The sequence below is a fragment of the Pseudomonas sp. KCJK9016 genome (assembly GCF_046231795.1).
GTDB classification, from domain to species: domain Bacteria; phylum Pseudomonadota; class Gammaproteobacteria; order Pseudomonadales; family Pseudomonadaceae; genus Aquipseudomonas; species Aquipseudomonas bananamidigenes.
In genome coordinates this window covers 180,199-197,742 of sequence record NZ_JBJJMM010000010.1, presented here as the reverse complement: position 1 = coordinate 197,742, position 17,544 = coordinate 180,199, and the positions used below count along the sequence as shown (strand labels likewise).

The window sequence follows — 17,544 nt, the reverse complement described above, 5'->3', positions numbered from 1 at the left end:
AGGCTGAGCGCTTTACCCTCTGAGCCCTCGCCCACCAAAAAGCCCCGCTCTCTTTGCAGAGGCGGGGCTTTTTGGTGGGCATCGATCAGGGTTTCAGCGGTTTAGACGCAATGGCTTTCTCAATGGCCGCAAGAAACTCCGGATCATCCGGTTTGGTCAGGCTGGAGAAATTGGCTATTACCTTGCCCTGGCGATCGACCACATATTTGTAGAAATTCCATTTCGGCGCGCTGCTTTGCGCGGCGAGCACCTGGAACAGATGGGTGGCATCGTCACCACGAACTTTCTGCGGCTCGGTCATGGTGAAGGTCACGCCGTAGTTGGCGTAGCAGACCTTGGCGGTCTCGGCGCTGTCCCTGGACTCTTGCTTGAAGTCATTGGAGGGCACGCCGAGCATTTCCAGCCCTTGCGCCTTGTAGCGCTGGTTGAGCGCTTCAAGGCCCTCGAACTGCGGAGCGAAGCCACAGAAGCTGGCGGTGTTGATCACCACCAACGGCTTGTCGGCGTAGCGCTGGCACAGGTCGATGGATTCCTTGGCCCGCAATTTGGGCAACGAGCCTTGCAGCAGTTCCGGACAGTCCGCGGCCCGAGCCAGTCCGGTCAACGCCATCAGCAACGCGGGAACAGCACACCAGCGCTTGAGCATGTCGGGCCTCCTTGAGCAATCGTCAGAACCCGACGTTACTCGCCCTCCAAGCCTACACGCAAGCGCCCATGCCCAACTGCATCAGCGCCAGGCCACCCTGATGCCAGCCCCACCACACCAGCGCCAGCAAGACAGCGCCGAGTGCGGTGATGGCGATTCGTGGCCAGACTCTTTTCATGCCGCGCTCGCACGGGCCTGCAGACGTTCGACCGGACGCTCGCGCACCGGCCAGTTCAGCGCGGCCGCCAACAGGCTCAAGAGAATCGCCACTTGCCAGATCAAGTCATAACTCCCGGTCCGGTCATACACCACCCCGCCCAGCCAGCCGCCGAGGAACGAGCCGAGCTGATGGAACAGGAACACGATCCCGCCGAGCATGGACAGATTTCGCACGCCAAACAAGGTCGCCACCGTACCGTTGGTCAACGGCACGGTCGACAGCCACAGGAAACCCATCGCCATGCCGAACAGATACGCCGTGGTCGTCGTCACCGGCAGCCAGAGGAATAGCACGATCACCACCGCCCGCAGCAGATACAGGCCAGTCAAAAGACGTGGCTTGGACATGCGCCCGCCGAGCCAGCCGGCGGTATAGGTGCCGAAGATGTTGAACAGCCCGATCAACGCCAGCACCGTGGTGCCAACGGTGGCCGGCAGATGCTGATCGACCAGATACGCCGGCAGGTGCACGCCGATAAACACCACCTGGAATCCGCAGACGAAGAAACCGAACGCCAGCAGCCAGAACCCGGAATGCGAGCAGGCTTCACGCAGGGCTTCGGACAGGGTTTGTTCATGCCCGTGCACCGGCAGCGGCTTGTCCTTGAGCATGCTCACCAGCGGCACGATCAGCGCCACCAGCAGGCCCAGCGCCAGCAACGCCGCCGACCAGCCCAGCCAGCCGATCAGCCCGAGGGTGCCCGGCAGCATCGCGAATTGGCCGAAAGAACCGGCAGCACTTGCGATGCCCATGCCCATGCTGCGTTTTTCCGGCGGCACAGCACGGCCGACCACGCCCAGAATCACCGAGAAGGAAGTGCCGGACAGGCCGATACCGATCAGCAAACCAGCGCTCAGGGACAGGCCCAACGCCGTTTCCGACAGGCCCATGAACACCAGGCCCAAGGCGTAGAGCACACCACCGATCAGCACCACTTTCGCCGCGCCGAAGCGGTCGGCCAGCGCACCGGTGAAAGGTTGCGCCAGGCCCCAGATCAGGTTCTGCAACGCGATGGCAAAGGCGAACACCTCTCGCCCCCAACCGAACTGGGCGCTCATCGGTGACAGGAACAGGCCGAAGCCGTGCCGCACGCCCAATGACAACGCCAGAATCAGCGCACTCCCCAGCAATACCCAACCGCACGTACGCCACATCGAACTCATTGTTATTCTCCAGTCGCGGGTATATACCCGCTTAAAGTCGGAAAAAACCGGCCCTCAGGCCAGTTCATCCAATAGCCGCAGCAAGGTTTCACGCTTCTCGGCACCCAGTCGGTCGATCAACCGCTGTTGCGCCGCTTCCCAGGCCGGCAGGGCTGCAGCCAGGCGTTGTACACCGGTTTCGGTAAGCCGGACGATACGGTTGCGCATGTCTTCGCCTTCGGCCAGCGCCACCAGCCCTTCGCCTTCCAGCACCCGCAGATTGCGCCCCAGGGTGCTGCGATCCAGCCCCATGGCTTCAGCCAGTTCGGAAATGCTCGGTTGATCCAGACGCTGCAGATTGCACAGCAGAGAATACTGGGCAACGTTGATCCCGAAGCCGTCGAGAGCGCCGTCGTAATGCCTGCTGACGCCACGGGCGGCGCGACGCAGGTTGGTGCACAAACACTGAGAAGGAAGCATGATGCGTGTATATACCCGCGAGTCTGTTAAATCAAGTTACAGATCAACACAAAGCCAGCCCGACGAGCACGGCCATCTCCAGCAATTCCAGTAACGCTCCCGCCGTATCCCCCGTGGTTCCACCCAGCCGCCGCACCGTCAGATTCCGCAACCAGATGAATACGACGACCGCCAGCGACAGCGCTACGACAGCCTTGAAACCGGCGATCAGCACACACGCCAGCGCACTGCCCAGCAGCACCCACCAGCCTGCCTTGCGCGGCAAATGATCGGCCAGCGCCTGCCCCAACCCGCCGGCCCGCACATAGGTCGTGGTGAGAAACAACCCGAGCAGCGCCGCCCGCCCCAGCAGCGGCACGATGATCAGCGCCATGCCTTGCTGTTTTTCGATCAACGCCAGCAATGCCGCGAACTTGAGCAGCAGGACCAGCACCAGCGTCACCACTGCGATCGGCCCGCTGCGCGGATCCTTCATGATCGTCAGGGTTCGCTCACGATCACCGAAGCCGCCGAGCCACGCATCGGCACTGTCCGCCAAACCGTCCAGGTGCAGGGCGCCGCTGAGCAGCACCCACACCGTCAACAGCAACGCGGCATGCAACAGCAAGGGCGCACCGGCCAGAGCGAAGTTCAGCGCCCAGAGAATCACACCGAACAGCAAGCCCACCAGCGGATAAAACAGCAGCGAACGCCCGAGTTCTTCAGGCGCCGGCATGCCCGGCAGACGAATCGGCAGGCTGCTGAGAAACTGCAGGGCGATCCACAGGGGCAGCATGTCAACACACTTCCTTGAGCGAACCATCGGCCTCGACAACCAGTGAAAACAGCGCGCCATGAGCGACTTCGACATTGAGTAACTGCTCGCGGGGCAAGCCACGGGCGCGGGCCAGCAACAGGCGCATGACGCCGCCATGACTGATCAGCAACAGTCGCTCTCCCGCATGCGCCGCATGCAAGCGTGTGATGGCCGCCAGCACCCGCGCCGAGAACTCGACAACCGGCTCGCCCCGAGGCGGGGTGAACCCATACGGATCAGCCCAGAACAGCCCGAGCGCTTCGGCATCGGTCTCCATCAGCGCCGCTGCGCTCTGCCCTTCCCAGCTACCGAAATGCAGCTCTTGCAGGTCCTTGTCTTGCGAGACCGGCAAACTCAATTGCCTGCCAAGTTCTTCGGCGAAACGCGCGCACCGCTGCAACGACGAACTGACCAGCCGATGCCAGGGCCCCTGCCCGATCACCGCCTCGCGCATCTGTGCCCAACCCTGTTCGGTCAGGGCATCGTCGAGGCTGCCGCGCAGGCCACCGCCGAGTTCGGTTTCACCGTGGCGCAGCAGGTCCAGACGCAAGGTCATGCCGGGCGATCCGCCACCGCGGCTTCGGCGAAGGTCGCCATCTGCCCGTGCAGATCACAGGCCAGACGCAGCAACGGCACCGCCAGCGCAGCACCGCTGCCCTCGCCCAGACGCAGGCCCAGTTCCAACAGCGGCTCAGCGCCAAGGGTTTCCAGCACATGGCGATGACCCGGCTCGGCACCGCGATGACCAAAAAGCAGCCATTGACGACAGGCCGGATTCAGCCGAACGGCCACCAGCGCCGCGACGGTGCAGATGAAACCGTCCACCAACACCGCTACACCTTCCTGAGCGCACGCCAGATACGCACCGACCAGAGCCGCAATCTCAAAGCCGCCGAGATTGCACAGAGTCTGCAACACATCCTCACGTTGCGAAGCGTGCAACACCAGCGCCCGCTCGATCACCTGCGCCTTGTGGCTGACGCCTTCGGCATTCAGCCCGGTGCCGGGACCGGTCAGATGGGTTACCGGGCAATCGAGCAGCGCACAGGCCAGCGCACTGGCGGCCGTGGTGTTGCCGATGCCCATTTCACCGCCGATGAACAATTGCGCGCCGGCTGCCTTCGCGCGCAACACACTGTCGCGACCGGCCTGCAAAGCGAGTTCGCCCTGAGCCGGAGTCATTGCCGGCCCCTTGGCGAAATTCGCCGTGCCCCGGCCAATATTCAAGTGACGCACGCCCGGCAGGTTCAGCGACGGAGTCACGGTGCCGAGATCCACCACTTCCAGCTGCGCACCCAATTGCCGCGCCAGCACGCTGATCGCCGCGCCGCCGCTGACAAAGTTCAGCAGCATCTGCCCGGTGACTTCCTGCGGAAACGCCGAAACCCCTTCGGCGACAACACCGTGGTCGCCAGCAAAAATCGCGATCCAGACCTGATCGAGTGTCGGCTTGATCCGGCCCTGCAGGCCGGCCAGTTGCACCGCCACCGATTCGAGCTGCCCGAGAGAGCCGGCAGGCTTGGTCAATTGCTGCTGACGCGCCGCCGCGTTTTCAACGGCGTCCGTATCCACCGGTTTGCACGGGTTCAACCACCAGGCTTGGGTCATAACGCAGGTCCTTTAAGAGTCAGGGGCAGGCCGGCGACGGTCAGGACGACTCGCTGACAACGCTCGGCCAGAGCTTGATGCAGCCAACCGGCTTCATCGACGTAGCGGCGAGTCAATTCGCCCAGCGGCACGACACCCATTCCGGTCTCGTTGCTGACAAAAATGATTTCGCCCGGCAGCGACGCCAGGCATTCGAGCAGAGATTCGCGTTCGGCAGCGAGACGTTCGGCGTCTTCGAGCATCAGCAGATTGGTCAGCCACAGCGTCAGGCAATCCACCAGCAGGCACCGTTCGGTGCGGGCGGTTTCGCGCAGCACCCGGGCCAGTTCCAGCGGTTCTTCGATCAGCGCCCATTCAAGCGGACGACGGGCGCGGTGATGGGCGACGCGCTCATTCATTTCACCATCCAGCGGCTGGCTGGTGGCTATATACGTCACGGCCAGTGCGCTGTCAGTGGCGAGCTTTTCGGCCAGGCGACTTTTGCCGGAGCGGGCGCCACCCAGGATCAGTTGGAGCATGAATACATCCTATAAATATCGGGTGCTACAACGACCGTCTTCGCGAGCAGGCTCGCTCCCACAGTGGAACGCATTTCAAAGTGGGAGCGAGCCTGCTCGCGATGAGGACGGCATGGGCAAATCACATTCCACAGAGTTCACGCAACAAATCGGTATCCAGGTGCTTCTCCACCAGATCCGCCAGCCGCTCGATATCGCGCTCGCGCAGGCCGTGGTAATCCACCTCCTGCACATCACTCAAACCGGCCCAGCGCAGCAGCGCCGCACTGGCCGCCGGCGATTCGAACAGGCCATGCAGGTAGGTACCGAAAATCTGCCCGTCGAGACTTTGCGCTCCATCACAGCGACCGTCATCCAGATGGACAGCGGCATTTTCCAACGCTGGCCCCGTCGTCACACCGGCATGAATTTCATAACCGCTGACCTCGGCATCCTCCAGCGCCAGGCGCCCGCGCACATTGCGCAACTGCTTCTCGGCTTCAAGCTGCGTTTCAAATGCCAGCAGACCGAAACCTGCGCTGGAACCCGGCGCGCCTTCCAGGCCCAGCGGATCATGCACCTGCTCGCCGAGCATTTGCAGGCCACCGCAAATCCCCAGCAGCTTGCCGCCATAGCGCAGATGCCGACTGATGGCGGTTTCCCAGCCATTGCCGCGCAGATAAGCCAGATCGCTGCGCACGCTTTTCGAGCCTGGCAGGATGATCAGATCGGCTGGCGGAATCGCTTGCCCCGGGCCGATGAATTGCAGGTCCACTTGCGGATGCAGCCGCAGCGGATCGAAATCGGTGTGATTGCTGATGCGCGGCAGCACCGGCACCACCACTTTCAAGACTTGCTCGGCCTTGTCGGTCTGACGCTGGTCAATACCGTCCTCGGCCTCCAGATGCAGATCCATCACATAAGGCAACACACCCACCACCGGTTTGCCGGTGCGCTGCTCCAGCCAGTCGAGGCCCGGTTGCAGCAAAGCGATGTCGCCACGAAAGCGGTTGATGACAAAGCCCTTCACCCGCGCCTGCTCGCTCGGCGACAGCAATTCCAGCGTGCCCACCAGATGGGCAAACACGCCGCCACGGTTGATGTCGGCAATCAGCAGCACCGGGCAGTCCACCGCTTCGGCGAAGCCCATATTGGCGATGTCGCCGGCGCGCAGATTGATCTCTGCCGGCGAGCCCGCGCCCTCGACCATCACTAGCGGATACGCAGCGCTCAAGCGCTCGTGAGAAGCCAGCACGGCCTGCATGGCGATGGCTTTGTAGTCGTGATAGGCGACGGCGTTCATGCTGGTGACCGCGCGACCGTGGATGATGACCTGAGCACCGGTGTCGCTGTTGGGCTTGAGCAGTACCGGGTTCATGTCGGTGTGCGGTTCAAGACCGCAGGCCTGCGCCTGCACCGCTTGCGCCCGGCCGATCTCGCCGCCGTCGGCAGTCACCGCGCTGTTGAGCGCCATGTTCTGCGGTTTGAATGGCACCACGGCGACGCCCTGACGGGTCGCCCAGCGGCACAGCGCGGTCACCAGCGTACTTTTGCCGGCGTCGGAGGTGGTGCCCTGCACCATTAAAGTGGTCATGCGGGTGTCTTTTCCATCGAGCGGTCCACGGCGAAAGCTTGCAAGGCCTGTTCAAGACGCACCTCATCGGCGGCATTGGCCGGCAGGCCGAAACGCAGGCTGCTGTTGTGCGTGAAGAGACGCAGCAGGATGCCGCGCCGGGCCATGAATTCATACAGTGCGTAAGCATGCTCGGTGATCAGCCACTGAAACAGCGCGCAGCCGCCCTGGGGCTTGAAGCCATAGCGCTCGAGCAGCGCCGCCAAGCGCCCGCTGGCTTCGTCGCTGCGGATCCGCTGACGTGTATGACCTTCAGTGTCTTGCAGGCACGCCTGTCCCAGCACCCGGGTCGGCCCGCTGACAGCCCAGGGCCCCACCTGCTCGGCCAGCAACCTGAGCAACTTGCGCTCGGCCAGCACGAACCCCAGCCGCACACCGGCCAGCCCGAAGAACTTGCCGAACGAACGCAACACGATCAGCCCGACCTGATGGGTATGCGGCGCCAGACTCAGTTGCGGCGTGTTGTCCATGAACGCTTCATCGACCACCAGCCAGCCACCGCGCTGGGCCAGCCGCGCGTGCCAGTCGAGCAGACGCGCCGGGGTCAGACTCAGGCCCGTAGGGTTGTTCGGGTTGACCACCACCAGCACGTCGAGGCTGTCGAGGAAAAACTCGACTTCCTGCTCCAGTACTTCGCGAACGATGTAGCCGCTGCGCCGCCAGGCTTCGGCATGTTCGGCATAACACGGCGACAGCACGCCGACCTTGCCGGCCCTGCGCAGGCGCGGCAGCAACTGAATGGCCATCTGCGAACCGGCCACCGGCAGCACCTGCGCGGCACCGTAGTAGTCGCACGCCGCCTGCTCCAGACCGTCATCGGTTTCCGGCAGACGTGCCCAGGCCCGCAACGGGATCTGCGGCACCGGGAACGGCCACGGCGCCAGTCCGGTGGACAGGTCGAGCCAGTCTTCTTCCGCGATGCCGTATTCGCGCGCCGCCCTGCGCAGCCGGCCACCGTGCTCAAGCATAGAATTCAGCCCCCACGCAGAGAATCAGCAGCCATAACCATACCCCGCGCTGAACCAATTGCCAGCCGCGATCGATGGAATCGGCATCCGCCGGCGCGCCCTCGCCCAGTTGCGGACGCTCGTGCAGCTCACCGTGATAGATCGCCGGGCCACCCAGCTCGACGCCCAAGGCACCTGCGCCGGCAGCCATCACCGGACCGGCGTTCGGGCTGTCCCATGTCGGGCCCTGGCTACGCCAGCATTTCAGCGCGAGTCGGGTCTTGCCCAGCAGCGCGTAGGTCAACGCCACCAGACGCGCAGGAATATAGTTGAGGACATCGTCGATTTTTGCCGCGGCCCAGCCGAAACGCTCGAAACGTTCATTGCGGTAACCCCACATCGCGTCGAGGGTGTTGCTCAGGCGATAGAGCACCACGCCCGGCGCACCGGCCACGACAAACCAGAAGATCGCGGCGAACACCGCATCGCTGCCGTTTTCCAGCACCGACTCGGTGGCAGCACGGGCGACGGCGGTGCTGTCCAGTTCACTGGTTTGGCGGCTGACGAGAAAACCCACGCGCTTGCGCGCCTCCTCCAGATCATCGCTGCGCAGGGCCTTGGCCACCGGCTCGACGTGCTCACCGAGGCTGCGCATGCCGAGGGCGCAATACAGCGCGACGATCTCGACGATCCAGCCCACATACGGTGCCCAGGACAATGCCGTGGCGAGCAGGGTCAGCGGCAGGACCGCGATCACCCACGCTGTGACCCCATGGCTGCGCCAGCCGCGCCCGCCGGTGTTGAAACGTTGCTCGATGCGCCCGGCGAAATTGCCGAACGCCACCAGCGGATGCCAACGTTTCGGTTCACCCAGCAGCGCATCCAGCGCAACAGCGGCGACACTCAGCAACGCCACGCTCATTGATTCACTCCCCAAATATTTTCATACAGCAGCTCACTGAGCGGACGCTCCTGCGCCCAGCCGTCGAGTACCAGCATCGGCGCCGGATAGAATGCCTCGACCGGCCCCAGGCAAAGCACCGCCAGCGGCTTGGCCCCTGCCGGCAGCTTCAACAGATCGGCCAGGGCCTGCGGCTCGAACAGCGACACCCAGCCCATGCCCAGGCCTTCGGCGCGAGCGGCCAGCCACAGGTTCTGGATCGCGCAGGACAGCGACGCCATGTCCATTTCCGGCAGCGTGCGGCGGCCGAAAATGTGCCGTTCGCGATCATCCATCAACGCAGCAACCAGCACTTCGGCGCAGTCATTGATGCCTTCGACCTTGAGTTTCATGAACTCGTCACTGCGCTCGCCAAGGGCCTCGGCGGTGCGCACGCGTTCTTCCTCTACAAGATTGCGGATCTGACCACGCAAGGCGCGGTCGCTGATGCGAATGAAGCGCCACGGCTGCATCAGGCCGACGCTCGGTGCCTGATGCGCGGCCTCAAGCAATCGGCGCAGCAATCGGGGCTCGACCGTGCCGCCGATGAAGTGGCGCATGTCGCGGCGTTCGGCGATGGCGCGGTAGACCGCTGCGCGCTCGGACTCAGTGAATGCGTTGTCGGTCATGGCACCAACAGCGCAGCGATCGCCGACGGATTCGACGGGAAATAAAAGTGCACGTAGGAAGCTGTCATCCTTCCTTCGCGATACACCGCCTCCGCCCCGCGCCCACCGTTGGGGCTGTGGCCTCGGGCGATGGGCGTCAGTTCCGTGGTGGTCAGGGAATGGTGATAGGTGTGGCCGCGCAGCAGGCCTTCCGGCAGTTCGACAGACTGCAACGCCAGTGCCGCCAGGCGCTTTTGCATCACCGCATCCCCCTTGAGCAAACCGACCAGTTCGGCGCGGGTGCCTTCGACATCGGTCAGCGCATCCAGCAGATAGAGCATGCCGCCACACTCGGCGAGCAGCGGCTTGCCGGCGACATGATGCGCGCGGATGGCTTCAAGCATGCGGGTGTTTTGCGACAAGGCAACGTGGTGCAGTTCCGGATAACCGCCAGGCAAATACAGACTGTCAGCCTCGGGCAACGCCGTGTCGCGGATCGGCGAGAAGAAATTCAATTGCGCGCCCATCGCCCGCAACAGATCGAGACTGGCGCCATAAGTGAAAGCGAAGGCTTCGTCACGGGCGACAGCAATGCGCACACCTTCGAGCAGTCTCTCGGTCTTCACGATTTCAGGCGCGGCGAATTCGACGGCCGGCGGCAGCGCGACCTCGCATGTGCCGGCCAGCGCTTCGGCGGCGGCGTCGAGGCGCACATCGAGGTCATTGAGTTCGCTGGCCTGCACAAGGCCGAGGTGGCGGCTTGGCAACTCGATCCCGGTTTCCCGGGACAGCGCGCCGTACCAGCGCAAACCTTCGGTGAGACTGCCTTCGAGCAATTGCGCATGACGCACGGTGCCGACGCGATTGGCCAGCACGCCGGCGAACGGCAAGTCCGGCTGATAGCGCGCCAGGCCCAGGGCCAGCGCACCGAACGTCTGGGCCATGGCGGTGCCGTCGATCACGCCGAGCACAGGAACACCGAAATGCCGGGCCAGATCGGCGCTCGAGGGTGTGCCGTCGAACAAGCCCATCACGCCTTCGATCAGGATCAGATCGGCCTCAGCGGCGGCTTCCCACAACAGGCGACGGCTTTCCTGCTCGCCGACCATCCACATGTCCAGTTGATAGACCGGTGCACCGCTGGCCCGCTCGAGGATCATCGGGTCGAGAAAATCCGGACCGCACTTGAACACCCGAACCCTGCGCCCCTGATTGCGGTGCAGGCGGGCCAGCGCGGCGGTGACGGTGGTTTTGCCCTGGCCGGAGGCCGGCGCGGCGATCAGGACCGCCGGACAGTGACGAGGCTGATTCAAAGTTCGACGCCTTTCTGCGCTTTGATACCGGCCTGGAAGGCGTGCTTGATCATGCCCATTTCGGTGACGGTGTCGCCCATCTCGATCATTTCCGGTTTGGCGGCGCGGCCGGTGACGATCACGTGTTGCATCGGCGGGCGGGCCTGCAAGTCGCTGAGCACCCGATCCAGGTCGAGGTAACCGTGCTTGAGGGCGATGTTCAGCTCATCGAGCACCACCAGACCGATCGACGGATCACGCAGCAACTCGCGGGAGACCTCCCAGGCAGCCTCGGCGGCAGCGATGTCGCGCTGGCGGTCCTGGGTTTCCCAGGTGAAGCCTTCGCCCATCACATGAAAGCGCACCTGCTCGGGGAAGCGGCGGAAGAACAGCTCTTCCCCGGTGCTGTTGCGGCCCTTGATGAACTGCACCACGCCACACTGCATACCGTGGCCCATGGCGCGGGCAAGCATGCCGAACGCCGAACTGCTTTTGCCTTTGCCGTTGCCGGTCAGCACCAGCACCAGGCCGCATTCGTCTGGCGAATTGGCAATGCGCTCGTCGATCACGGCTTTTTTGCGCTGCATGCGGGCCAGGTGACGCTCGTCGCGTTCGAGGGAATCAGTCATGGGGAGCTCTCCGTTGAGGCTGGATAACGGCGGGCAGGCACAAGAATAGACGGCAACAAGCCTGGCATCGCCCACCGTGATGCCGCTGGATGGATCAGGCCGGTCTCCGGGCTCATGAGCGGCTCGCGCCTGGCTGCGCGCCTTCCCGCTTTGCAGCAGTGGCATCGAACGCAGCTTTCACTCATTTACCGTTGCGGGGGCAGCGCCGGGATCGTGATGGTTCTTCGCGTGAAGACAATCCTCACCGGCTTCCCTGTTTCACTCTGTCGACAGGGGTCACAGAGCACCTGAAACAAGCCGCGAAGGTTAGAGGGTTGGGGGTGGAGCGTCAAATGAAGAGGGTGCCGCGCGGCAAATAACTGCCGCCGATCAATTATCTGACGCCAATCTTGTGCCACACTGTCAGCAGTGATATCAAAGAGCCATGCTTTTTGACTGCAGAGAGCACATCACAATAACAAGGGAGAGCACCATGCAAGGCATGATCATCAGCAATCCGCGGCTGGAATTCCTGCGCCCGGTGCTGGAACGCTGGTTCGACTGCATCGACCGCTACAACGCCGTGCGCGGCGACAACGACACACCCTACTGGCACGACGAGAAAGCCAACCTCGGCCTGCTGTCCGCCGCCGCCTGGATGGCCGAACTGGTGACCCTGCGCGACACCGCCACCCGCAAACAGAATGAAGAAGGCGAACGCAATGCCCGGGCCGACCTGTTCCTGGCCGGCGCCGAAGATCGCGCCTACATCCAGGCGACCCAGCGCTGGCCGCGGGTCAACAGCCTGCACCTGACCCAGGCGCTGGCCGATATCACCAGTGACGCGAAGCGCATCAGCTACGCCAGCGATCTCAAGCTCGGCTGCCTGTTCGTCGCTCCGCAGAAAGCCCAGCACAGCGCCAGCCCGGAAGAACTGCAGGACATGGTCGACGACCTGCAAAAGGAACACACCTGCGCCGTCGCCTGGTATTTCCCCTACGCCTACCGCAAATTGCGCAGCGAGGCCGGCAACTATCACCCCGGTATCGCCGTGCTGTTCAAGGAAGCTCGCGGCTGAGGAGTTGAACCATCGGGCTCGCGCACTTCTCTATGATCAGGAATGCATTCATAGGGAAGATCAGCAATGCGCAAGCCCCACCTCCTTTTCGTCATCGCACTCGCCGGCGGGCTCAGCGCCTGCGGCGAATCCTCCAGCCTGCAAGTCTCGGACGGCACCGGCCCGTCTCCCAAACTGCCCGAACCGAACAAAACCCTGATCCCGACAGTGAACATCGCCCCGGCGATCGGCTGGCCGGCCGGCGCGAAACCGACACCGGCGGCAGGCACTCAGGTAGCGGCATTTGCCGAGAACCTTGATCACCCGCGCTGGCTCTACGTGCTGCCCAATGGCGACGTACTGGTGGCCGAAACCAATGCCCCGCCGAAACCAGAGGACAGCAAAGGCATTCGCGGCTGGGTGATGAAGAAAGTCATGGGCCGCGCCGGCGCCGGCGTACCGAGCCCGAACCGCATCACCCTGCTGCGTGATGCCGATCACGACGGCGTGGCCGAGACGCGTACGGTGTTCCTGCAGAACCTCAATTCGCCGTTCGGGATGACATTGGTCGGCAATGACCTGTACGTCGCCGACACCGACCGCTTGCTGCGTTTTCACTACGAACCCGGCGCAACGGAAATCAAGAGCCAGCCGATCAAGATCGTGGATCTGCCGGGTGGCCCGCTCAACCACCACTGGACCAAGAACGTCATCGCCAGCAAGGACGGCAGCAAGCTTTACGTCACTGTCGGCTCGAACAGCAACGTCGGCGAAAACGGCCTGGATCAGGAAGAAGGCCGCGCCGCAATCTGGGAAGTGGATCGCGCCAGCGGCAATCACCGGATCTTCGCCTCTGGCCTCCGCAACCCCAATGGCCTGGCCTGGGAACCGCAAAGTGGCGCACTGTGGACCGCCGTCAACGAACGGGACGAAATCGGCAGTGATCTGGTGCCGGACTACATCACCTCGGTCAAGGACGGCGGTTTCTATGGCTGGCCTTTCAGCTATTACGGCCAGCACGTCGATGTGCGCGTGAAACCGCAAAACCTGGACCTGGTGGCCAAGGCCATTGCACCGGACTACGCCGTCGGCCCACACACGGCCTCACTGGGCCTGTCCTTCGCCGAGGGCAACACGCTGCCGGCCCAATTCAAGGAAGGTGCGTTCATCGGCCAGCACGGTTCGTGGAACCGCAAGCCGCACAGTGGTTACAAGGTGATCTTCGTGCCCTTTGTGGCCGGCAAGCCGAGCGGAACGCCAGTGGATGTTCTGAGCGGTTTTCTCGACAAGGACGAGAACGCCATGGGTCGCCCGGTCGGCGTGGTGATCGACCAGCAAGGTGGATTGCTGGTGGCGGACGATGTGGGGAACAAGGTGTGGCGAGTTTCAGCGGCTAAATAACGCGGCCCTGAAACAAAAAAACCGTGGGAGCCAATGGGCTCCCACGGTTTTTCTTGATTCGCAGCGTTACGGGTTGTGCGCCAGATGCTCCGGCTGCAAAACGCGCTTGGCGCTCAGATAGGCTTTTTGCCAATAAGCTTTCGACAGGCTGTCCAGCTTCACCGTACCCCCCGTGGCCGGCGCATGAACAAAGCGCCCTTCCCCTACATAAATCCCCGCATGGCTGACCTGAGAGCCGCCGTTGGTGGCAAAGAAGATCAGGTCACCGGTCTGCAGCCCTTCCTTGCCGACATTCGGCGCCTGCATGACGATCATCTCGCGCGTCGAACGCGGCAGGCTGATGCCGGCGGCATCGCGGTACACAAAACCGATCAGACCGCTGCAATCGAAACCGGAATCGGGTGTGTTGCCACCCCAGCGATAAGGCGTGCCCACCAGCCCGAGCGCACGGAACAGCACGTCTTCGGCAGCCGGAGAAAAGGCCTGGGAGGATCCGAACACAATCGGCGCGCGAACCACGGGGGCTGGCGGCGGAGTACGGCTGGCGCAGGCGCTGAGCAGCGCTGCGAAGAACATCAGGGTGAGGCGGGCCGGCATCGTCATAAGCAGAACATCCTGATCTGGCTGCGGCTTTCACTGCCGATTCGACAGAAAACAAAACCGCCTGCGTTGGGACGCAGGCGGTTTGCCATCAATATAGATCAGGATTCTAGCGGCTACGCGGCAAACTTCAAGTAAGACTTTAACTTCACCTTGTAAAGTTCATGTCTATTGCCCCGGAGGTACCGCTTGTCGCCACGAACGTGGCGACAAAGGCGTGATTACTTGCGAGCGGTAACCACGGTTGGAGCGTTCGCCAAAGCGCGCTTGGCTTCGATGAAGGACTTGCTCCAGTAGCTGTCACCCAGACTGTCGATGCGGACACCGCCGCTGCGACGACTGCTGGAGTGGATGAACTGGTTGTCGCCCAGGTAGATCCCCGCGTGACTGACACGACCGCGACGACCATTGGTGGCGAAGAACAGCAAATCACCTGGCTCGAGGTTGCTGCGCGCTACCAGAGGCGCATCCACGTTGATCATTTCGCGAGTGGAACGCGGCAGATTCATGCCGGCCTCTTCGCGGAACAGGTAGCCGATGAACCCGCTGCAATCGAACCCGGCTTCAGAGGTGCCGCCGAAACGGTAACGGGTACCGATCAGGGACATGCCGCGCTCAAGAATACTGTCGGCCAGAACCGGAAGCTGGTAAGGCTTCTTGCCGTTGAAGGCGGCCAGTTCCTTTTCGGTGTCCAGCTCTTCCTGGTAAATGACGGAAGACTGGGCGGTAGCAGAATTTTTAACCTGTTGTTGCTGCTCTTGATCGACAGGTGAATGAGCAGCGCAACCGAACAACAGGGTGACGAGTGCGAGAGGCACGAGGGGTGCGAAGCGCTTTAGCATGGGCACGACCGTGGCTGTTAGTTGTAAAGAAGTCGAGACTATGCCCGCTATCAGCCTCATTTGCAAATTCAATCGATCTTTTTGTGACTTCCCGGTTTCTCGTTTACATCTAAGCGCTTAAGCCTGTTTGAATCCAGACGCGGCCTGCGCAGTGCGCAGGAAAGCGGGTTTTCTGGCGCCCGAAATCCGCCAAAAACCGCTGAACCCCCCGGTTTTACCAGCCCAGGGTTTCTTTGAGGAAGGGAATGGTCAGCTTGCGCTGAGCCTGCAAGGAGGCCTGATCGAGCTGCTCGAGCAAATCAAAAAGCGCGCTCATGCTGCGGGTGCCGCGAGTCAAAATAAAATGCCCCACTTCATCGGTCAGGTGCAGACCGCGACGGGATGCGCGCAATTGAAGGGCGCGCAATTTGTCTTCATCGGAGAGAGGACGCATCTGGAAAATCAGCGCCAGGGTCAGCCGTGATTTCAGGTCCGCCAGTTTTACCGGCAGCTCCCGAGGCGAGGTAGAAGCAGCAATCAACAAACGCCGACCGCTGTCACGCAGGCGATTGAACAGATGGAACATCGCCTCTTCCCAATCGGGCTTGCCGGCAATCACCTGCAAGTCATCCAGGCAGACCAGTTCGTATTGTTCGAGGTTGTCGAGAATTTCGATGCCGCGATCCAGCAATTCGGCCAGCGGCAGATATACCGCCGGTTCGCCCATCTGTTCGAAACGCAGGCAAGCGGCCTGCAACAGATGCGTACGCCCTACCCCGTGCTTGCCCCACAGATAGATCAGGCTTTCGGTCCAGCCGGCGTCGGCTTCGCAAAGGCGCTCGACATAGCCGAGTGCAGCGGCGTTGGCGCCTGGGTAGTAATTGATGAAGGTGGCGTCGTCACGCAGACGCACACCTAGGGGCAGCTGAATCGGTTTCATGCTGACTGAACAGTTCTCAAGGAACCGTTAGTGGCCTCTGTGTAAAGTGTGCGAAGTTTATACCCGTGAAGCGGAGCGCACAATGCGACAGACTCCAAGCAAAATCAAAGGTTTGCGTTAACACACTGTTTCACGACGGTTTCTTTGGCACCTGCGCGCCGGCATCGTCTGCACGCGACGGGCCAACCCGCTGATCCACCGGGCGGCCCCCACCCCATTACAGCTTCGGATCATCCACTCCGCTATACATATCGGAGTCCTTGTACAGATCATGGACGTGACGCACCAGCACCATGATCACCGCCGCCACCGGCAACGCCAGCAACACACCAGTAAAACCGAACAGTTCTCCACCCGCCAGGATCGCGAAAATCACCGCCACCGGATGCAGACCGATTCGATCGCCGACCAGCAACGGTGTCAGCACCATCCCCTCAAGAGCCTGACCGACCATGAACACCGCCACGATCCCGAGCATCGGGTACAGGTCGCCACCGAACTGAAACAACCCGGCAATCAGCGCCGCGCCGATACCGATCACGAATCCCATATAAGGCACGATGGCCGCCAGTCCGGCGATCAGACCAATCAACAGGCCCAGCTCCAGACCGACAATCATCAGCCCCGCCGCGTAGATCACGCCTAACGCCAACATCACCAGCAACTGCCCGCGCACGAAAGCGCCGAGCACTTCGTGACACTCGCCCGCCAGCGCCACCACGCGCTCCTCGCGATCACGCGGCAACAGGCTGCGGATCTTGGCCATCATCACGTCCCAGTCACGCAGCAAATAGAAGCTCACCACCGGAATCAGCACCAGATTCGCCAGCCAGCCGATCAACGCAAGACTTGAAGCCGTGGCCTGACTCAGCACCACTCCGACGATGTCGGTGGTCTGCCCCATGTGTTCGCTGATCGCCGCCTTGACCTTGTCGAATTTCCAGAACCCCTCCGACAACCCCAGCTTCGACTGCGCCCAAGGCAATGCCGTGTGCTGCAGCCAGTCGAGCATCTGTGGCGCCAGCTCATACAGACGCAGCAACTGCTTGGCGAGCATCGGCACCAGCACCAGCAACAGCGCGGTGACAATCAAGGTGAACAAGGCAAACACCGCAATCACGCCCCAGGTACGTGACAGGCCCAGGCGCTCCAGACGATCCACCAGCGGGTCGAACAGATATGCGAGCAACAGCGCCACCAGAAACGGCATGAGGATCGGATGCAGCAACCAGACAAACGCGCAAAGCAGGAGCACCCCGCCGAGCCAGAACCAACGCCGCGTATCGGCCATGTAACACTCCATTGCTT

General features: G+C 62.5%; 20 protein-coding genes and 1 riboswitch. Of the genes, 2 read left to right on the top strand and 18 right to left on the bottom strand.

The genetic code is table 11. The features are described from left to right. Positions 1-85 precede the first annotated feature (85 nt). From ACK6BI_RS12610 to cobO, 14 genes are all read right to left on the bottom strand, one after another. Positions 86-646: a glutathione peroxidase gene (locus ACK6BI_RS12610; protein WP_409317295.1), complete on the bottom strand. Its 561-nt coding sequence runs from the start codon at positions 644-646 to the stop codon at positions 86-88. A gap of 52 nt (positions 647-698) precedes the next feature. Beyond that, a complete protein-coding gene (locus tag ACK6BI_RS12605; RefSeq protein WP_409317294.1) occupies positions 699-824 on the bottom strand; it encodes a hypothetical protein in 126 nt (41 codons plus the stop codon). Beyond that, positions 821-2,029 carry an MFS transporter gene (locus tag ACK6BI_RS12600; protein ID WP_409317293.1) on the bottom strand — a complete coding sequence of 403 codons (1,209 nt, stop codon included), beginning with the start codon at positions 2,027-2,029 and terminating at the stop codon, positions 821-823. Before ACK6BI_RS12600 ends, ACK6BI_RS12605 begins: the two co-directional genes overlap by 4 nt. Positions 2,030-2,083: 54 nt before the next feature. After that, a complete protein-coding gene (locus tag ACK6BI_RS12595) occupies positions 2,084-2,488 on the bottom strand; it encodes a MarR family winged helix-turn-helix transcriptional regulator (RefSeq protein WP_065260433.1) in 405 nt (134 codons plus the stop codon). 43 nt (positions 2,489-2,531) lie between these two features. Then, the gene (locus tag ACK6BI_RS12590; protein ID WP_409317292.1) at positions 2,532-3,263 is read right to left on the bottom strand and encodes an adenosylcobinamide-GDP ribazoletransferase; all 732 of its coding nucleotides are present in this window, start codon (positions 3,261-3,263) and stop codon (positions 2,532-2,534) included. A gap of 1 nt (position 3,264) precedes the next feature. Then, positions 3,265-3,840: an alpha-ribazole phosphatase family protein gene (cobC, locus tag ACK6BI_RS12585; RefSeq protein WP_409317291.1), complete on the bottom strand. Its 576-nt coding sequence runs from the start codon at positions 3,838-3,840 to the stop codon at positions 3,265-3,267. Further along, positions 3,837-4,892 (bottom strand): nicotinate-nucleotide--dimethylbenzimidazole phosphoribosyltransferase, encoded by a 1,056-nt coding sequence (gene cobT / locus ACK6BI_RS12580; protein ID WP_409317290.1) that lies wholly within the window; start codon positions 4,890-4,892, stop codon positions 3,837-3,839. Before cobT ends, cobC begins: the two co-directional genes overlap by 4 nt. After that, positions 4,889-5,410, bottom strand: coding sequence for a bifunctional adenosylcobinamide kinase/adenosylcobinamide-phosphate guanylyltransferase (gene cobU, locus ACK6BI_RS12575; protein WP_409317289.1), 522 nt, complete (start codon positions 5,408-5,410; stop codon positions 4,889-4,891). The genes cobT and cobU overlap by 4 nt, the downstream gene beginning before the upstream one ends. A gap of 121 nt (positions 5,411-5,531) precedes the next feature. Next, positions 5,532-6,983 (bottom strand): cobyric acid synthase, encoded by a 1,452-nt coding sequence (locus ACK6BI_RS12570; RefSeq protein WP_409317288.1) that lies wholly within the window; start codon positions 6,981-6,983, stop codon positions 5,532-5,534. Beyond that, positions 6,980-7,990: a threonine-phosphate decarboxylase CobD gene (cobD, locus tag ACK6BI_RS12565; protein ID WP_409317287.1), complete on the bottom strand. Its 1,011-nt coding sequence runs from the start codon at positions 7,988-7,990 to the stop codon at positions 6,980-6,982. The genes ACK6BI_RS12570 and cobD overlap by 4 nt, the downstream gene beginning before the upstream one ends. Continuing rightward, on the bottom strand, positions 7,983-8,891 hold the full coding sequence (gene cbiB / locus ACK6BI_RS12560; RefSeq protein ID WP_409317286.1) for an adenosylcobinamide-phosphate synthase CbiB: 909 nt from the start codon (positions 8,889-8,891) through the stop codon (positions 7,983-7,985). Before cbiB ends, cobD begins: the two co-directional genes overlap by 8 nt. Then, positions 8,888-9,538 carry a 5,6-dimethylbenzimidazole synthase gene (bluB, locus tag ACK6BI_RS12555; protein ID WP_409317285.1) on the bottom strand — a complete coding sequence of 217 codons (651 nt, stop codon included), beginning with the start codon at positions 9,536-9,538 and terminating at the stop codon, positions 8,888-8,890. Before bluB ends, cbiB begins: the two co-directional genes overlap by 4 nt. After that, positions 9,535-10,830 (bottom strand): cobyrinate a,c-diamide synthase, encoded by a 1,296-nt coding sequence (locus ACK6BI_RS12550; protein WP_409317284.1) that lies wholly within the window; start codon positions 10,828-10,830, stop codon positions 9,535-9,537. Before ACK6BI_RS12550 ends, bluB begins: the two co-directional genes overlap by 4 nt. Beyond that, a complete protein-coding gene (cobO, locus tag ACK6BI_RS12545) occupies positions 10,827-11,438 on the bottom strand; it encodes a cob(I)yrinic acid a,c-diamide adenosyltransferase (protein ID WP_409317283.1) in 612 nt (203 codons plus the stop codon). The genes ACK6BI_RS12550 and cobO overlap by 4 nt, the downstream gene beginning before the upstream one ends. Positions 11,439-11,517: 79 nt before the next feature. Continuing rightward, positions 11,518-11,744: riboswitch (cobalamin riboswitch) on the bottom strand. A 166-nt stretch (positions 11,745-11,910) separates the two neighbouring features. Here cobO and ACK6BI_RS12540 point away from each other — a divergent pair. Together ACK6BI_RS12540 and ACK6BI_RS12535 are read left to right on the top strand one after the other, a co-directional pair. Continuing rightward, positions 11,911-12,495 (top strand): hypothetical protein, encoded by a 585-nt coding sequence (locus ACK6BI_RS12540; RefSeq protein WP_065260444.1) that lies wholly within the window; start codon positions 11,911-11,913, stop codon positions 12,493-12,495. Between the two features lie 66 nt (positions 12,496-12,561). Further along, complete coding sequence (locus ACK6BI_RS12535) at positions 12,562-13,875, top strand: PQQ-dependent sugar dehydrogenase (RefSeq protein ID WP_409317282.1); 1,314 nt, start codon at positions 12,562-12,564, stop codon at positions 13,873-13,875. Positions 13,876-13,941: 66 nt separating this feature from the next. On the opposite strand, the gene ACK6BI_RS12530 is transcribed toward ACK6BI_RS12535, so the two are convergent. The 4 genes from ACK6BI_RS12530 to ACK6BI_RS12515 form a co-directional block, all read right to left on the bottom strand. After that, complete coding sequence (locus ACK6BI_RS12530) at positions 13,942-14,478, bottom strand: C40 family peptidase (protein WP_260522755.1); 537 nt, start codon at positions 14,476-14,478, stop codon at positions 13,942-13,944. Between the two features lie 218 nt (positions 14,479-14,696). Next, positions 14,697-15,317: a C40 family peptidase gene (locus ACK6BI_RS12525; protein ID WP_409317281.1), complete on the bottom strand. Its 621-nt coding sequence runs from the start codon at positions 15,315-15,317 to the stop codon at positions 14,697-14,699. Positions 15,318-15,531: 214 nt separating this feature from the next. Then, the gene (gene hda, locus ACK6BI_RS12520) at positions 15,532-16,236 is read right to left on the bottom strand and encodes a DnaA regulatory inactivator Hda (RefSeq protein ID WP_065260448.1); all 705 of its coding nucleotides are present in this window, start codon (positions 16,234-16,236) and stop codon (positions 15,532-15,534) included. A 217-nt stretch (positions 16,237-16,453) separates the two neighbouring features. After that, positions 16,454-17,527: an AI-2E family transporter gene (locus ACK6BI_RS12515; protein WP_409317280.1), complete on the bottom strand. Its 1,074-nt coding sequence runs from the start codon at positions 17,525-17,527 to the stop codon at positions 16,454-16,456. Positions 17,528-17,544: the final 17 nt, after the last annotated feature.

Excerpts from the sequence above, each read along its gene's own strand:
- ACK6BI_RS12515 (WP_409317280.1), bottom strand. The coding sequence starts at position 17,527 with ATGGCCGATACGCGGCGTTGGTTCTGGCTCGGCGGGGTGCTCCTGCTT.
- cbiB (WP_409317286.1), bottom strand. The coding sequence starts at position 8,891 with ATGAGCGTGGCGTTGCTGAGTGTCGCCGCTGTTGCGCTGGATGCGCTG.
- ACK6BI_RS12590 (WP_409317292.1), bottom strand. The coding sequence starts at position 3,263 with ATGCTGCCCCTGTGGATCGCCCTGCAGTTTCTCAGCAGCCTGCCGATT.
- ACK6BI_RS12610 (WP_409317295.1), bottom strand. The coding sequence starts at position 646 with ATGCTCAAGCGCTGGTGTGCTGTTCCCGCGTTGCTGATGGCGTTGACC.
- ACK6BI_RS12540 (WP_065260444.1), top strand. The coding sequence starts at position 11,911 with ATGCAAGGCATGATCATCAGCAATCCGCGGCTGGAATTCCTGCGCCCG.
- cobT (WP_409317290.1), bottom strand. The coding sequence starts at position 4,892 with ATGACCCAAGCCTGGTGGTTGAACCCGTGCAAACCGGTGGATACGGAC.
- ACK6BI_RS12600 (WP_409317293.1), bottom strand. The coding sequence starts at position 2,029 with ATGAGTTCGATGTGGCGTACGTGCGGTTGGGTATTGCTGGGGAGTGCG.
- ACK6BI_RS12595 (WP_065260433.1), bottom strand. The coding sequence starts at position 2,488 with ATGCTTCCTTCTCAGTGTTTGTGCACCAACCTGCGTCGCGCCGCCCGT.
- bluB (WP_409317285.1), bottom strand. The coding sequence starts at position 9,538 with ATGACCGACAACGCATTCACTGAGTCCGAGCGCGCAGCGGTCTACCGC.
- ACK6BI_RS12535 (WP_409317282.1), top strand. The coding sequence starts at position 12,562 with ATGCGCAAGCCCCACCTCCTTTTCGTCATCGCACTCGCCGGCGGGCTC.
- ACK6BI_RS12570 (WP_409317288.1), bottom strand. The coding sequence starts at position 6,983 with ATGACCACTTTAATGGTGCAGGGCACCACCTCCGACGCCGGCAAAAGT.
- ACK6BI_RS12605 (WP_409317294.1), bottom strand. The coding sequence starts at position 824 with ATGAAAAGAGTCTGGCCACGAATCGCCATCACCGCACTCGGCGCTGTC.
- cobO (WP_409317283.1), bottom strand. The coding sequence starts at position 11,438 with ATGACTGATTCCCTCGAACGCGACGAGCGTCACCTGGCCCGCATGCAG.
- cobU (WP_409317289.1), bottom strand. The coding sequence starts at position 5,410 with ATGCTCCAACTGATCCTGGGTGGCGCCCGCTCCGGCAAAAGTCGCCTG.
- ACK6BI_RS12525 (WP_409317281.1), bottom strand. The coding sequence starts at position 15,317 with ATGCTAAAGCGCTTCGCACCCCTCGTGCCTCTCGCACTCGTCACCCTG.
- hda (WP_065260448.1), bottom strand. The coding sequence starts at position 16,236 with ATGAAACCGATTCAGCTGCCCCTAGGTGTGCGTCTGCGTGACGACGCC.
- ACK6BI_RS12530 (WP_260522755.1), bottom strand. The coding sequence starts at position 14,478 with ATGACGATGCCGGCCCGCCTCACCCTGATGTTCTTCGCAGCGCTGCTC.
- cobD (WP_409317287.1), bottom strand. The coding sequence starts at position 7,990 with ATGCTTGAGCACGGTGGCCGGCTGCGCAGGGCGGCGCGCGAATACGGC.
- cobC (WP_409317291.1), bottom strand. The coding sequence starts at position 3,840 with ATGACCTTGCGTCTGGACCTGCTGCGCCACGGTGAAACCGAACTCGGC.